The following is a 14,736-nucleotide window of genomic DNA, read 5'->3' on the forward strand; positions in this document are numbered from 1 at the left end:
AAACTCTGCGAGCTTATTTAGGTTGCCCGCTTCTGGCCGGTTGCTTCCGGCCTAGCCCAATCTGTCCATAGTCCGACAGAAACAATTTGCAACTCTATTGAGCCGCGCAATAGGCGGCAAGGGCAGCTGCGCAATAAATTTTAAACGAATCCTCGGGATCGACTCTGCCATGGTGCAACGCACACGTCGGCATCACCACTGATTGCCGGATATCGACTCGCTCCAGTAAGATTTATAATATTGAATAGTATTTTAGCATAACATCAGTCATTATCTTGAAATTCTAAATGACGGCAAAGCTCCACAGGAGGGTATAAAGAGCGATTCGCCTAAAATCAGCCCCAAAATTGGACTAGTTTTTCCAAAATTGCCCATAATCTGTCTCTTTTGCGACATAAAGGCGAAATTTTGTGCAGGACGAGTTTATTATTTAGTCAGTTCATGACGCGACTATTACAGCCGTCTGGGAAATTGTGTGTTGCGCTGCAACATTTTTTTGGTATCGTGCGGTAAACCATCCGTTCAACGTATGGAGTTTACGCATGAGGGACGTAGCCAAGCCGGCCGATGCGGATTTTTCGCAGGCCGGCGTCGATTTTCCGCCACCGATTGGCGGCCTGCTCAAACGCAGCTTCGATATTGTCGGTTCGCTGATCGGCCTGGTCGCTCTCAGCCCGCTGTTCGTGATGATAGCGCTGCTTGTCAGGTTTTCCGATGGCGGGCCGATTTTCTATGGTCACAGCCGGATCGGCCGCGGAGGACGGATTTTTCCGTGCCTCAAGTTCCGCACCATGGTTCCAGACGGCGAGCGGGTGCTTGCTGCCTATCTCGCCGCGAATCCGGAGGCCAACGCCGAATGGATAGCGACCCGCAAGTTGAAGAACGACCCGCGGATCACGCGCGTCGGAGCGGTGCTGAGGAAGCTCAGCCTCGATGAGTTGCCGCAGATCATCAACATCCTGCAGGGGGATATGAGCCTGGTCGGGCCTCGTCCCGTGGTGCGCGATGAGCTGGAGATTTATGGCAATTCGGCCGTCTATTATCTTAAATCGCGCCCCGGCCTGACAGGGCTGTGGCAGGTCAGCGGACGCAACGATGTTTCGTATGACAGCCGCGTCGCATTCGACAGGCACTATGTCGAGAACTGGTCGATGTTCGAAGACATCCGCATCATCATCAAGACCGTACCCGCGGTCTGGATGTCGCGAGGCTGCTACTGACGGCCGCTTGCTGGCCGTGCATCGAGGAGCGACTGTCCAGAATTCGGGCCTGGAACTCAGGCCCCTAACTCAGGCATCGGCAGCTCATCGGGCGGGGCAAACCAGATCGGAAACGCTCAGTTGAAAGCAGATATAATCGATATTTTTTGCACCGGTATTCTCTCCAGACGCATGCGGCGAGTACGGCTTTTGACGACTTGCCTTACAATGGCGACCGGCCTGACGCTGTCGCTCGCCTTGCCACAGTTTGCCTTCGCCGACGACTATCGCCTAGGAGCACAGGACAAGCTGACCATTCGCGTGGCGGAATGGCAGACCGTCGAAGGCACGTTCCGTGACTGGTCGGCCATCAATGGAGAATACACGGTCGGGCCCGCTGGAACCTTGTCGGTTCCCTTCGTCGGCGAGATGCCCGCATCCGGCAAGACGACTTCGGAGATCGCCGCATCGCTCGGCGAGGCGCTGCAGCGCAAGCTCGCTCTGGCCGACAAGCCGGAGGCTTCCGTCGAAATGGCACAGTACCGGCCATTCTACATCTCCGGCGAGGTGCAATCGCCCGGCCAGTATCCTTGTGTGCCTGGGTTGTCCGTGCTGAAAGCGATGAGCATTGCCGGCGGAGCCCGGCGGAACCCGGAGAGCGGGCAGCGCTACGACCGCGACCTGATCAATGCGAAGGGCAATTTCGACGTATTACAAGACCAATTGGTCAGGCTGACCGTCAAGCGCGCCCGCATCGAAGCGGAACTGGCGGACAAGCCGGCATTCGCGGTGCCGAAAGAGGTGGCCGACGATCCGAAGCTGCCCAGCATCGTTGCCGATGAGACGGCGATCCTGGCGGCCGACCAGAAGAAACTCAAGCTGCGCTTGCAGGCGCTCGACGATTTGAAGGCGCTGCTGCAGAGCGAGATCGATTCGCTGCAGAAAAAGATCGTCAACCAGCAGAAGCAGGTTGATCTGGCGAAGGAGCAGCTCAACGGCATCGGCTCGCTGGCGCAAAAGGGCCTGGTCGTCAACACGCGGGTTTTGAACTCGCAGCAAACCATCGCCGATCTCGAGGGCCAGATCCTGGATTACGAAACGGCGATTCTCACGGCCAAGCAGTCGATCAGCAAGGCCACCCAGGACGCCATCGATCTCGAGAATACCCAGAACTCCAGCCTCGCGACCGACCGGCAACAGACGGAAGCCGATCTCAACGAGGTGACGCTGAAGCTGAATATGGAAAAGGCCTTGATGTCCGAAGCCTTGTCGGGCAGCCCCATGCCGCAATTCTACGGCAACAACGAACCAGCGGCCTTATCATTTTCCCTGGTGCGGGTGGTCGACGGCAAGACCAGCGAAATCACCGCCGATGAAGACACGCCGGTGCTGCCAGGGGACGTGATCAAGGTCAAACCGGCGCCCCTGGCCATCCAGTAGCTTCTTTCCACCGGAGCAAAGCACCAACCCCGCAGGCAGCGGTCTGCGGGGTTTTTGCGTTTGGGATCTTATGGATCAGAAAACAAGCCGGCCTTCGGGCAACGAACCGCCTGGATCCGCCCGCTCTAGCCTCGCACGGCGTCCGGTTCCTCTAGATGGTTCACGGCGCTCCACCGGGAAGGAGCGACGGCCGGCACCCTCACCAGCTTGAAGTAGCTGTAGTACAGCAGGAACGATCCCATGATGTAGGGATTGAGGGTCTCGACCTCGACGAAGGATCGGATGAACAGAAGCACCATGACGCCGGCAAGAATCACGGACTCGGCTTGCCATGTCCTGAATATCAGCGCCGAGACATGACCCCAGAGCGTGCGCAGGATGATCAGCGAAAGCAGTGTCGCGCCGACGAAGCCGAGTTCCACCAAGGTCTCGATGTAGGTGTTGTGGAAGTGGAAGCCGCTTCGCGCGGCGATATAGAATTCGTTCCACAGCCGCTCGGCCTCGGAGAAGCCCTGCACCCAATAAGCCGCGTAGCCGACGCCGAGGATGGGCGATTGCTGCGCGGCATTCCAGCCCTGTTGCCAGAGGTAGGTTCGTCCGGTGAGCGTCGAATCCTTGCCGAAAAGGCCAAGGACAAAGTCCATCAGCCCGAGATTCAGCGCAATCACGGTGCAGGCGACCAGCCCGCCCGCACCGATCATGAAAATCACCCGGCGATGGCGGAGCGAAAGCAGCTTGCCGATGGAAAGCAGGGCGACCAGAGCGAGAACCGCGGGGGTAGATGCCATCGAAGTGGCGGAATGCGACACCATCAGCAGATAGCCCGATAGAAGGACAATCGGTACGATCAACAAACAGCTTATCCGGCCGCGCCTGAGAAAGGCGAGGTAGACAACGCAGAAATAGATGCCAAGCGATGCGACAAAGCCGATCTGGTTCTTGGAGCTGAACGCGCCGACGAAATTATACGTCCCATCGAGAACGTCGTAGGAATAGCTCGCGACCTTGAGCGAGTAGAGCAGGACGACGAAAATCCCGATCAGGGCACCTATGGTCAAGGTCCGGACGCTGACGGTGCGCGCGGCAATGTAGGCGCAGGCGATATGGGAGCAATATTGGACGGCCGTCCTTGCCGTGGTGCCGGGAGCTGCCGACCAGAACACCGAGAAGCAGACATAGGTCGCGAAGGCCAGCGGAAGCCAGGCGCTGGAAGCGTGCCTTAATATCTTGCGGTAGTCGACCAGGATGAGCGGTAGCCAGACCGCATAGTAGGCCAGGATCATGGCCTGGCCGAAAATGGTCGAGTAGGAAAACGCCCAGATCGAGACGGCAACGGCAAAGCTGCCGTAGACCGTGTTCTTGTCCGGATCGATCAACAGAGATTTTGGAATCTTCATCTCGATAGCGGTTTTCCGTCCTTGCAGCTCAATGCCGATTTCATGGGCCGCTCGTGGGCCGATTCGTCGGACCGATGGGAGCCTCGCCTGCAGGCGCTCGCATTGTGCAGTGCAATATAACCCATCCGGCGCCGCCTGTCACCCGGATGCCAACCGGGCGCGTCGTTCCAGCCGTTCTCTCCGTATCGGGCTCTCCATACCGGGCGAGACGATTTGGCCAGAAGGCAGTGCCGTACAATTGACCGGTGCTGGCCCATCATAAGCTGTTCTGAGGTTGCAAGTCCGCGCTTGAACTTGTCCGCCGTTGACTTCACATTCGCCGCCCATTGGGAGGAAGACCACATGCCGATGAGTTTCGCGGGACGATTTGCCGGACGATCTGCTGTTATCACCGGCGGCGCCTCAGGCATCGGCCTGGCCGTCGCGCAAAGGATCACTGGCGAAGGCGGGCGTGTTTCGGTCTGGGATCGCGATGCCGCCCAGATCGAGCAGGCCAAGGCCATTGTTCCAGGCCTGCACAGCGTCACCTTAGACGTCGCCGACCCCATAGCGGTCGAAGCCGCCGCCGGAGAGACGATCGAAGCGCTTGGCGCGGTCGATGTCCTTGTCACCAGTGCTGCCATCACCGGGCCGAACATGACGACCTGGGAGTATTCGGTGGAGGATTGGCGCCGGGTCACCGACATCAACATCAACGGCGTCTTCTTCTGCAACAAGGCGCTGGTCCCGCATATGCTCGAACGCAATTACGGCAGGATCATCAACATCGCCTCGATTGCCGGCAAGGAAGGTAACCCGAACGCCTCGGCCTACAGCACCTCCAAGGCGGCGGTGATCGGCATGACCAAATCGCTCGGCAAGGAACTGGCCAAGACCAAAGTAACGGTGAACTGCGTCACGCCGGCGGCCGTGCGCACCGCGATCTTCCAGCAGATGAGCCAGCAACACATCGACTTTATGCTGTCCAAAATACCAATGGCGCGGTTCGGCGAGGTCGAGGAGGTGGCGGCGCTGATTTGCTGGATCGCGTCCGAGGAATGCTCGTTCACAACGGCGGCCGTCTTCGACGTCTCCGGCGGCCGGGCGACCTACTGAGGCAGGCCGGACGCAAACCGCGCGACCGGATCGCGGCGCCTTAGTCGTGAAGTTCTCGCGAGATCGGCGGGCCGATCGAAAAATCGCTGAATGTCACCTCGAAGCCCTCGCGCTGCGGCGAACAGCACATCATGCCGACATCGACCGTTTTCGACGGGGGGAAATAGGCAAGCCGCACCGGTTTCCAGTGCTTGTCGAATGCGTCGCGATACTGGACGCGGACCGTCTCGGCATGGCGGGTCAGGCGGATCCTGACCCCGTCCGGATCGGCCGGTATGCTGGCCAGCGACCAGTCGGAGGCATCGTTGGTGACGACGACGGAAAAATACATCAGCCCGTCAGTGTATTCGATGCCGGCCTTGATCCAGTGCGTCTCGCTCAGGCGGACCATAAGCCCGGCCTGATCGTAAAGCACCTCATAGTGCCCCTTGACCGTGACTTCGGCGCTGAAATCGCCCTCGACCTCACGATAGAGGAAATGGCCATTGTCGCGCCAGAAGCCGTAGAACGTCTCGCGCCAGAAGTCGGTCTCCTCGCCGGTCCGTACATGCACCGTATTGTTGCCGAAGGCGTGGTGCGGCGGCGGATTGAGCCAGGTCAGGTCCGTATTCTCAGATGCCATCGACTTGCTCGCTGCCTGGCTGGTCTGCCGCCTTTTCTTAGCCGGAAAACGTGTAAGCGGTCTTCACCGTGGTGTAGAACTCTGCGGCATAGCGGCCCTGCTCGCGCGGGCCGTAGCTCGATCCCTTGCGCCCGCCGAAAGGCACGTGGAAGTCGACGCCCGCCGTCGGCAGATTGACCATGACCATGCCGGCTTCCGAATTGCGCTTGAAGTGCGTGGCATGCTTGAGGCTCGAGGTGCAGATGCCGGAGGTCAGGCCGAACGGCGTGTCGTTGGCCACCGCCAGCGCCTCGTCATAATCCTTGACGCGGATGACGTTGGCGACCGGTCCGAAAATCTCCTCGCGCGAGATGCGCATGGCGTTGGTGGTTTCGGTGAACAGCGCCGGCTGCAAATAGAAGCCGCGGGTTTCACGATCGAGCCGCTCGCCGCCGAAGGCGAGATCGGCACCTTCCTGACGTCCGATGGCGATATAGTCCTCGTCCTGTTTCAACTGGCTCTGGTCGACAACCGGCCCGATCTGGGTCTTGGCATCGAGAGCGTCGCCGACGACCAACTTGGCCATGCGGTCCTTGAGCGCCTCGACGAAGCGGTCGTGAATGCCGTCCGTCACCACCAGCCGTGACGACGCCGTGCAGCGCTGGCCGGTCGAGAAGTAGGCACCGTTGATGGCGCAGTCGACAGCGACGGCAAGGTCGGCATCGTCGAGCACGACAAGCGGGTTCTTGCCGCCCATTTCGAGCTGGAACTTGCGCATGTGCTCGACGCTGGCGGCGGCGACGCGCTTGCCGGTGCCGACCGATCCGGTGAAGGTGATCGCGTTGAGGTCAGGACTGTCGAGCATGGCCTGGCCGACCACCGAACCTTTGCCCATCACCAGGTTGAGCACACCCTTGGGCAGCCCGGCGCGGTGTAGGATGTCGACAATAGTCCAGGCGCTCTCCGGAACGAGTTCCGCCGGCTTGAAGACGATGGTGTTGCCGTAGGCCAGCGCCGGAGCGATTTTCCAAGCCGGAATGGCGATCGGAAAATTCCACGGCGTGATGATGCCGACGACGCCGACCGCTTCACGGGTGATCTCGACGCCGACGCCGGGCCGCACGCTCGGCACCAGCTCGCCCGACAGGCGCAGCGTCTCGCCGGCGAAGAAGTCGAATATCTGGGCGGCGCGGACAGTCTCGCCGATGCCCTCGACCAGCGTCTTGCCTTCCTCGCGCGCCAACGCCCGGCCGATTTCATCTTTCCGCGCGGTGATCTCGTCCGACGCCTTCCTCAGCACCGCATGGCGGGCCAGCAGGCCCGATCGGGACCACGCGGGAAATGCCGCCTTCGCCGCCGCGATGGCCTGCCGGGCGTGCTCGGCGCCTCCCGATGCATATTCGCCGACCACGTCGTCGAGATTGGACGGGTTGATGTTACGGGAGCCGGCATCGCCTACCCACTCTCCATCGATGAGGTTCTTTCGAAACGGGATCATGTCGCTGTCTTCCTTGTCGTCCTTCGATCGCCGTCTATCTGGACCACCGACCGCTGCACCGCAAGGCCGAAGCCAGGCAAACTTCTCCTCCTCGACAGGCATGTGATAGGTGTCGGGGCGGGGAAGACGATTCTAGTGTGGTGCGACGCGGATCGCACGGGAGGAAATCATCATGTCCGACAGCGCCTTGCCACTGGTGATCAGCGCACCCGAACCGCGCACGCTCGACCTGATCTTCACGCCGGCTGCGCTGGCGAAATTTCGATCGAAATACCGCATCATCGAAATATCGCCCGAAGCGGTGGCGGCGCTGCCGGCCGATATCCTTGCCGAGGCGCGCTACATCGTCGGCCAGCCACCTATCACGCGGGAGACGCTGGAAAGAATGAAGGCGCTGCGCTGCATCTTCAATGTCGAGAGCAACCTCATCAACAACATGCCCTACGAGACGCTGTTTTCGCGCGGCATCCATGTCGTCACCACCGGGCTGGTGTTTGCCGAACCGGTGGCCGAGCTCGGCCTTGCCATGGCGCTCAACCTCGCCCGCGGCATCGTCGACGCCGATCTCGCCTTTCGTCAGGGCAAGGAGCTGTGGGGCGGCGACGGCAACCGGACGGCACGGCTTCTTTCCGGCGCGGATGTCGGCATTATCGGCTTCGGCGATCTTGGCCGTGCGCTCAACCGGCTGCTGTCAGGCTTTCGCACGCGGACAAAAGTCTTCGACCCGTGGCTGCCGCCGTCGATCCTGATCGAAAACGGCGTCGAGCCCGCCTCTCTCGACGACGTTCTGTCGAACAGCGATTTCGTCTTCGTCGTCGCTTCCGTGACTAGCGAAAACCAGGGCTTCCTCGGCGCCGAGGCGTTTGCCAGGATGCGCAAGGGAGCCGCTTTCATCCTGCTCAGCCGAGCCGGCGTGGTCGATTTCCCGGCGCTGATGGACATCGTCCGCAGCGGCCATATCGTCGCCGCCAGCGATGTTTTTCCTGAGGAGCCGCTTGCCCAGGATCACCCGGTCCGCACATTGCCGGGGTTCCTGCGCTCCGCCCACCGGGCCGGTGCGCTCGACATCGCTTTCAAGCGGATGGGCGACATGGTGCTGGAAGACATGGACCTGGTCGACCGCGGCCTGCCGCCGATGCGTTCGAAGCGGGCCGAGCGTGAGACCGTTTCGCGAATGCGTTCGAAGCCGGTCGACAAGAATTAGGCCGTCTGCCCGACGGGTCGCACATGCTCAGATGGTGAAGGACCAAAACAGGCAGGCCAGTGTCGCTGCGGCGAAGACGACGAAGAACAGGCTTCGCAACAGGATGTTCCGGCGCAGCTCGTTGATGAAGAGATGGCATCCGACGACGGCTGCGACAAACAGGAACCGCCAGTTCAGCAGTGCCGGGAGCACATCGCGCTGACCGAAAGCAAATCTCGCGGCGAGACATCCAACGATGACCGCAAACAACAAGATGACCGTCCAGAAGATCGCATCGGCGGCATGTGTCAGGACGATGCCAGCGAGCCTGATCGGCAGAACCATCATCAGCAGTGCGCTGAAAAAATACATCGCCGCGAGCGGAATGAACGTCCCCGCATCGGCGATGTCGCTCAAGCGCTTGGCGCCGATCGCGCCATAGGGATAGCCATGCCTGGCCACCATCAGGCAGAGCGCCATCAGCAAGGCCGCCAGCGCGGCGGCAAGCGCGAATGAGGTCAGGGCTTTGCTCATGAGGCTCCCGTTCCGAGCGAATCGAAGTCAGAACGTTGGTAGCCCATGGTTTGTAAATTGCTAGTAAGCATCATGCAGCGGCACGGCAGAGTTTCTCGGCGCATTCACTCCGCAGCTTGCAGACGCCGCCCGTCGATAATGGTCTTGATCTCGGCGCGGCAAGAGCCGCAATTGGTGCCGGCGTGAAGGGCGGCGCCGATTGCCGCGACGCTGGTACAGCCGCCGCGTACCGCTTCCGCGATCTGGTTGGCACCGACCCCGAAACAGGCGCAGACGGTGGCACCGCGGTCGACGCTGTTGCCGCCCGGCCGCCCGGCGACAATCGCCAGCCGCGCCTGCCGATCGGCATGGTCAGCGCCAAGTTGTTCGACTGCCCAGCCGCGCGACACCGCCACCGGGGTTGGCGCAAGATAGAGCGCGCCGACCAGCCGAGTTCCCGCGAAACGGGCGAAGCGATGGTGCCCGCCGGCGATGTCGTGATAGGCGAGCGTCTCCCCTTCCATGCCTAACAGGGAGGCGCCAAACCCGGTCCAGTCGCGGCTGTCCTGCAGCGCAATTTCAAGCCGCCAGCCGGCGGGGCCGCGGGCGAGGCTCCAGTAATCGGCGTCGATCGATGCGGGCCGTTCGGCAAGCACGGCGAAGCCGAAGGCTGTGGCGGCGAACCGCTCGATGCGGGCGGCAACATTCTTCGAGGCCGGTTGGCCTGAAATCGCATCGGTCGTCGGCGCGACCAGTGCATCGACGCGCGCGCGGGCGGAGAACTGATCGGTCCAGTGCATCGGAACGAATACAGAGCCTTGGCGTTGGCGCACCGTCACCAGGGCGCGGACCAGCACCTCGCCATGGGCAGTCGAGACGCGGACGATCTCGGCATCGCCGATGCCGAAGTGCTGCGCATCCGACGGGTGGATTTCGACGAACGGTTCGGCCATGTGCTGCGACAAGCGCGGGCTCTTGCCGGTCCGCGTCATGGTGTGCCAATGGTCGCGCACGCGCCCGGTGTTGAGCACCAGCGGGAAGTCCGGGCTGGTGCGGGTTTGTGCGGCTGGGCGGATGGCAATGAAGCGTGCCTTGCCGTCGGGTGTGTAGAAATTGCCGTTGGCGAAGAAGCGGGTGCTTTTGTCCTCCGGCTGGCGCCGCGCGCGCCCCTCTGGCCTGCCGGCCACCTCCCCCTCAAGGGGGGAGATTGGCAGTTTTGTCGGCACCGCCTTTTCAGCAATGGCAACGATTGGCGAAACCGGTGGCGACATCCAATCTCCCCCCTTGAGAGGGAGATGGCCGCCAGGCCAGAGGGGGGTGCCCTGGCTCGGCGCTGGCCATTGGAATGGCGCCAACTCCTCATACGTCCCTGCATCGATCCCGGCGTAGGCGCCGATGTCGAAATCGCGTGCCCCGTCATTCTCGAATGTCGACAACGCGGCATGCTCGGCGAAGATGTCGGCCGGCGACTCATGCGAAAAAGCCTCGCCGAAGCCCATCCGCTTGGCGACTTCAGCGATGATCCACCAATCTGGCCTTGCCTCACCGGGCGTGGCCAAAAAGGCTCGCTGGCGCGAGATGCGGCGCTCCGAATTGGTGACGGTGCCATCCTTTTCGCCCCATGCGGTGGCCGGCAGCCGGACATGGGCGTGGCGGACCGTGTCGGTCTTGGCCAGCACGTCCGACACCACAACAAACGGGCAGGCCTTGATCGCCGCCTCGACGGCATCGGCGTCCGGCATCGAATCGACGGGGTTGGTGGCCATGATCCACAGCGCCTTGATGCGTCCGTCGGCCACCGCTTGGAACATCTCGACCGCTTTCAGGCCGGGTTTTTCGGCGGCGGTTGGGGCATTCCAGAAGCGCTGCACGCGTTCGCGGTGCTCGGGGTTTTCGATCTCCATGTGGGCGGCCAGCATGTTGGCCATGCCGCCGACCTCACGGCCGCCCATGGCGTTGGGCTGGCCGGTCACCGAGAACGGCCCGGCGCCGGGCTTGCCTATGCGGCCGGTGGCCAGATGGCAGTTGATGATGGCGTTGACCTTGTCGGTGCCCGCAGACGACTGGTTCACGCCTTGGCTGTAGACGGTCACCGTCTTCGCCGTCGCGGCAAACAGGCTGTAGAAGCGGGCCAGTTCGTCCTCACTGAGACCCGTGGCAGCCGCGATGCCGGCAAGATCGAGCGCCGAGGCGGCGAAAAGCGCTTGCCCGAAGCCGGTCGTGTGCGCCGTGATATAGGTGCGGTCCAGCGCATTGTGCTGGCCGAGATAGGCGAGCAGGCCGGTGAACAAAGCGACGTCGCCATCAGGCGCGATCGCCAGATGCATGTCGGCGATGTCTGAGGTCATGGTGCGGCGAGGGTCGATCAGCACCACCTTCATCTCGGGCCGCTTTTCCCGGGCGGCGGCTATGCGCTGGTAGAGTACCGGATGGCACCAGGCGAGATTGGAGCCGACCAGCACGATCAGGTCGGCAAGTTCCAGATCCTCGTAATTTCCCGGAACGGTGTCCGAGCCAAAGGCGCGGCGGTGGCCGGCGACCGACGAGGCCATGCACAGGCGCGAATTGGTGTCGATATTGGCCGAGCCGATAAAGCCTTTCATCAGCTTGTTGGCGACGTAATAGTCCTCGGTCAGCAACTGGCCGGAAACATAAAAGGCGACCGAACCAGGGCCGTGTTCGGCAATGGTTTGCGAGAAGGTCGAAGCGACAAGGTCGAGCGCTTCGTCCCAGTCGGTGCGGCGACCGTGGATCTCCGGGTATAGCAACCTGCCGTCGAGATCGATGGTCTCAGCCAGCGCCGAGCCTTTGGAGCTGAGCCGGCCGAAATTCGCCGGATGGTCCGGGTCGCCGCGAACGGTTATTTCACCGTCCGCGGCGACCTTCGCCAGCACGCCGCAACCCACCCCGCAATAGGGGCAGGTGGTCCTCACCTCGCGCGCTTCATCAATCTGCATGGTTCACGCCGCGCGGCTGGCCAGCGCTTCCAGCGCAATGAACAGCCGCTCGCCGTCGATCCGCACCGCAATGGTGCGCACCGCGCCCTCGTCCGCGCCGAGCGCCTTGCCTGTCTCCAGCGAGATCACCCAATTGTGCAAGGGACAGGTCACCGCCGTGCCATGGACGATGCCCTGGCTGAGCGGCCCACCTTTGTGCGGGCAATGGTCGTCGATGGCAAAGACCTGATCGTCGGCCGTGCGAAAGACGGCGATCTTTCCTTCCGGCGTGGCGACGCAGCGCGCGCCGCGACGCGGAATGTCCGAGAGCGTGCCGATCGATACCCAATTCATGTGGCCATTCCTCTTTTGCGCGTGTTCTTGTCCGAAAACCGCATTCCACTTTTCGGGAACACGCGCCTACTCCGCCGCCTGGGCAAAGCCGACCGAAGCCATCGGCCGGAATTCATGCTTGTCCTTGCCGGAAGCACGTTCCGACCATGGGTCGACCTGGGCGAATTTCTGCGAAAAGACGAAGCGGTCGAAATAGGCTTTGCGCTTCTCGCCATCGTCCATGATCTGACGCTTGATCTCAGCTATGCCGACGCGCTTGGCCCATTTGTAGATACGCTCGAGATAGCGGCCCTGCTCGCGATACATCTGCGTTAACGCCACGATATGCTCCAGCGCCTCGTCCTCGGTCTTGACCAGGCCGAGCACTTCGGTGCCCTTGATGTCGAGACCGGCGGCGCCGGCGAAATGGATCTCGTAGCCGCTATCGACGCAGATCACGCCGACATCCTTGCAGGTCGCCTCGGCACAGTTTCGCGGACAGCCCGACACCGCCATCTTGACCTTGGCCGGGGTCCACGAGCCCCACATGAATTTTTCGATACGGATGCCCAAGCCGGTCGAATCCTGCGTGCCGAAGCGGCACCAGTCCGAACCGACACAGGTCTTCACCGTGCGCAGTCCTTTGGCATAGGCGTGGCCGGAGACGAAGCCAGCCTGGCCGAGATCGGCCCATACCGCCGGCAGGTCTTCCTTGCGGATGCCGAGCATGTCGATGCGCTGGCCGCCGGTGACCTTGACCATCGGGATCTCGAACTTGTCGACGACGTCGGCGATGGCGCGCAATTCGGCCGCGTTGGTGACGCCGCCCCACATGCGCGGCACTACCGAATAGGTGCCGTCCTTTTGGATGTTGGCGTGGACGCGCTCGTTGATGAAGCGCGACTGGTAATCGTCGGCGTATTCGTCGGGCCAGTCGCAGACGAGATAATAGTTGAGCGCCGGCCGGCATTTGGCGCAGCCGCAGGAGGTCTTCCACTCCAGTTCCTGCATGACGGCGGGAATGGTCTTCAGGCCCTTGGCCTTGATCAGCCGGCGGACCTCGTCATGGCCAAGCGCGGTGCAGCTGCACATCGGCTGGACCGCCGCGGGGTTGTATTTGTCGCCGATGGTCAGCACCATCAGCTTTTCGACCAGCCCGGTGCAGGAGCCGCAGGAGGCCGACGCCTTGGTGTGGGCGCGCACATCGTCGAGCGAGGTCAAGCCCCTGGCCGTGATCGCGCCGGTGATCTTTCCCTTGCATACGCCGTTGCAACCGCAGATTTCCGCATCATCCGGCAAGGCTGCAACGGCCGCCATAGGGTCCAGGGGGGCGCCTCCCTGGTAGGACTGGCCGAAGATGAGCGTATCGCGCATCTCGGATATGTCGGTCTGCTTCTTCTTGAGGTCGTTGAACCAGGCGCCGTCCGCCGTCTCGCCATAGAGCACGGTGCCGATGATGCGGTCGTCCTTGAGTACCAGGCGCTTGTAGACGCCGGCCGCGGCATCGCGCAGCACGATCTCCTGGCGGTCATCGCCCTCGGCGAAGTCGCCGAGAGAGAACAGCTCGATGCCGGTGACCTTGAGCTTAGTCGGCGTGTCCATGTGGACGAAAGCCGCCGCGTCATTGCCGGCCAGATGGCTGGCGGCGACGCGCGCCATCTCGTAGAGCGGCGCGACCAGCCCGTAGACCTGGCCGTTGACCTCGGCGCATTCGCCGATTGCGTAGATATCGGGATCGTTGCTGCGCATGCCGGCGTCGACGACGATGCCGCGATTGACCGCAATGCCGGCTTCCTTCGCCAGCGCCGCATTCGGCCTGATGCCCACCGCCATGACGACGAGCGTTGCGGGAATGACTGTGCCGTCGGCAAGCTCCACCCGCTCGACCTTGCCGTTGCCGGTGATCGCCTGGGTGTTGGCCTTGGTGATGACCTTGATGCCGCGCTGCTCGACGGCGCGCTGCAGGAGATATCCGGCGGCCGGATCGAGCTGACGCTCCATCAGCGTCGGCATGACGTGCAGCACGGTGACGTCCATGCCCTGCGCGTTCAGACCCGCAGCCGCTTCCAGGCCGAGCAGGCCGCCGCCGATGACGACAGCCTTGGCCCGCGACTGGGCGGCAAGCATCATCGCCCGGACGTCGTCGAGATCGCGATAGGTGAGCACGCCCGGCAGGTCATGGCCTGGCACCGGAATGATAAACGGCACCGAGCCGGTGGCGATGACGAGCTTGTCGTAGGGCTCGGTCACGCCATGATCGGAGGTGACGGTCTTTGCCTGCCGGTCGATGGCGACGATCTTGTGGCCCTTGTAGAGGGTGATGCCGTGCTTGATGTACCAACCGTCGCCATGGATGATGATCTCCTCATAGGCCTTTTCTCCCGACAGAACCGGCGACAGCATGATGCGGTCGTAGTTCACGCGCGGCTCGGCGTTGAAGATGGTGACCTGGTAGCGCCCAGGCGCCTTTTCCAGGAGATGCTCCAGCATGCGCCCGGGGGCCATGCCGTTGCCGATGATGACGAGTTTCTCGGTCATGTC

General features: G+C 62.2%; 11 protein-coding genes. 4 read left to right on the forward strand and 7 right to left on the reverse strand.

All coding sequences use genetic code 11. The annotated features are described in order from the left end of the window. The first annotated feature begins 542 nt into the window (after positions 1 to 542). Both NKH30_RS11470 and NKH30_RS11475 read left to right on the forward strand, forming a co-directional pair. Positions 543 to 1,220, forward strand: a complete 678-nt coding sequence (locus NKH30_RS11470; RefSeq protein WP_023676307.1) for a sugar transferase — start codon at positions 543 to 545, stop codon at positions 1,218 to 1,220. A gap of 207 nt (positions 1,221 to 1,427) precedes the next feature. Then, the gene (locus tag NKH30_RS11475) at positions 1,428 to 2,639 is read left to right on the forward strand and encodes a polysaccharide biosynthesis/export family protein (RefSeq protein ID WP_352540403.1); all 1,212 of its coding nucleotides are present in this window, start codon (positions 1,428 to 1,430) and stop codon (positions 2,637 to 2,639) included. A gap of 125 nt (positions 2,640 to 2,764) precedes the next feature. Here the strand turns inward: NKH30_RS11475 and NKH30_RS11480 are convergent, their stop codons facing one another. After that, the gene (locus tag NKH30_RS11480) at positions 2,765 to 4,036 is read right to left on the reverse strand and encodes an O-antigen ligase family protein (RefSeq protein ID WP_352995482.1); all 1,272 of its coding nucleotides are present in this window, start codon (positions 4,034 to 4,036) and stop codon (positions 2,765 to 2,767) included. 342 nt (positions 4,037 to 4,378) lie between these two features. On the opposite strand from NKH30_RS11480, the gene NKH30_RS11485 reads away from it, so the two are divergent. Then, complete coding sequence (locus NKH30_RS11485) at positions 4,379 to 5,131, forward strand: SDR family NAD(P)-dependent oxidoreductase (protein ID WP_352448445.1); 753 nt, start codon at positions 4,379 to 4,381, stop codon at positions 5,129 to 5,131. Between the two features lie 40 nt (positions 5,132 to 5,171). On the opposite strand, the gene NKH30_RS11490 is transcribed toward NKH30_RS11485, so the two are convergent. Together NKH30_RS11490 and NKH30_RS11495 are read right to left on the reverse strand one after the other, a co-directional pair. Beyond that, complete coding sequence (locus tag NKH30_RS11490) at positions 5,172 to 5,753, reverse strand: DUF1349 domain-containing protein (RefSeq protein ID WP_352540401.1); 582 nt, start codon at positions 5,751 to 5,753, stop codon at positions 5,172 to 5,174. 37 nt (positions 5,754 to 5,790) lie between these two features. Then, the gene (locus NKH30_RS11495) at positions 5,791 to 7,227 is read right to left on the reverse strand and encodes an aldehyde dehydrogenase family protein (protein WP_352970037.1); all 1,437 of its coding nucleotides are present in this window, start codon (positions 7,225 to 7,227) and stop codon (positions 5,791 to 5,793) included. Positions 7,228 to 7,402: 175 nt separating this feature from the next. On the opposite strand from NKH30_RS11495, the gene NKH30_RS11500 reads away from it, so the two are divergent. After that, the gene (locus tag NKH30_RS11500; RefSeq protein ID WP_352995485.1) at positions 7,403 to 8,434 is read left to right on the forward strand and encodes a hydroxyacid dehydrogenase; all 1,032 of its coding nucleotides are present in this window, start codon (positions 7,403 to 7,405) and stop codon (positions 8,432 to 8,434) included. A 27-nt stretch (positions 8,435 to 8,461) separates the two neighbouring features. Here NKH30_RS11500 and NKH30_RS11505 read toward each other — a convergent pair whose 3' ends face one another. The 4 genes from NKH30_RS11505 to nirB form a co-directional block, all read right to left on the reverse strand. Beyond that, entirely contained in the window at positions 8,462 to 8,947 is a 486-nt protein-coding gene (locus NKH30_RS11505) for a hypothetical protein (RefSeq protein ID WP_352454703.1), read from the reverse strand. Between the two features lie 104 nt (positions 8,948 to 9,051). Then, positions 9,052 to 11,883: a nitrate reductase gene (locus NKH30_RS11510; RefSeq protein WP_352995488.1), complete on the reverse strand. Its 2,832-nt coding sequence runs from the start codon at positions 11,881 to 11,883 to the stop codon at positions 9,052 to 9,054. A 3-nt stretch (positions 11,884 to 11,886) separates the two neighbouring features. Then, complete coding sequence (nirD, locus tag NKH30_RS11515) at positions 11,887 to 12,216, reverse strand: nitrite reductase small subunit NirD (protein WP_023676297.1); 330 nt, start codon at positions 12,214 to 12,216, stop codon at positions 11,887 to 11,889. Between the two features lie 66 nt (positions 12,217 to 12,282). Next, positions 12,283 to 14,733, reverse strand: coding sequence for a nitrite reductase large subunit NirB (nirB, locus tag NKH30_RS11520; RefSeq protein ID WP_352995491.1), 2,451 nt, complete (start codon positions 14,731 to 14,733; stop codon positions 12,283 to 12,285). Between the last annotated feature and the right edge of the window lie 3 nt (positions 14,734 to 14,736).

The sequence above is a fragment of the Mesorhizobium sp. M1273 genome, assembly GCF_040318195.1.
In the GTDB taxonomy this organism is placed as follows: domain Bacteria; phylum Pseudomonadota; class Alphaproteobacteria; order Rhizobiales; family Rhizobiaceae; genus Mesorhizobium.

Excerpts from the sequence above, each read along its gene's own strand:
- NKH30_RS11470 (WP_023676307.1), top strand. The coding sequence starts at position 543 with ATGAGGGACGTAGCCAAGCCGGCCGATGCGGATTTTTCGCAGGCCGGC.
- NKH30_RS11475 (WP_352540403.1), top strand. The coding sequence starts at position 1,428 with ATGGCGACCGGCCTGACGCTGTCGCTCGCCTTGCCACAGTTTGCCTTC.
- NKH30_RS11480 (WP_352995482.1), bottom strand. The coding sequence starts at position 4,036 with ATGAAGATTCCAAAATCTCTGTTGATCGATCCGGACAAGAACACGGTC.
- NKH30_RS11485 (WP_352448445.1), top strand. The coding sequence starts at position 4,379 with ATGCCGATGAGTTTCGCGGGACGATTTGCCGGACGATCTGCTGTTATC.
- NKH30_RS11490 (WP_352540401.1), bottom strand. The coding sequence starts at position 5,753 with ATGGCATCTGAGAATACGGACCTGACCTGGCTCAATCCGCCGCCGCAC.
- NKH30_RS11500 (WP_352995485.1), top strand. The coding sequence starts at position 7,403 with ATGTCCGACAGCGCCTTGCCACTGGTGATCAGCGCACCCGAACCGCGC.
- NKH30_RS11505 (WP_352454703.1), bottom strand. The coding sequence starts at position 8,947 with ATGAGCAAAGCCCTGACCTCATTCGCGCTTGCCGCCGCGCTGGCGGCC.
- NKH30_RS11510 (WP_352995488.1), bottom strand. The coding sequence starts at position 11,883 with ATGCAGATTGATGAAGCGCGCGAGGTGAGGACCACCTGCCCCTATTGC.
- nirD (WP_023676297.1), bottom strand. The coding sequence starts at position 12,216 with ATGAATTGGGTATCGATCGGCACGCTCTCGGACATTCCGCGTCGCGGC.
- nirB (WP_352995491.1), bottom strand. The coding sequence starts at position 14,733 with ATGACCGAGAAACTCGTCATCATCGGCAACGGCATGGCCCCCGGGCGC.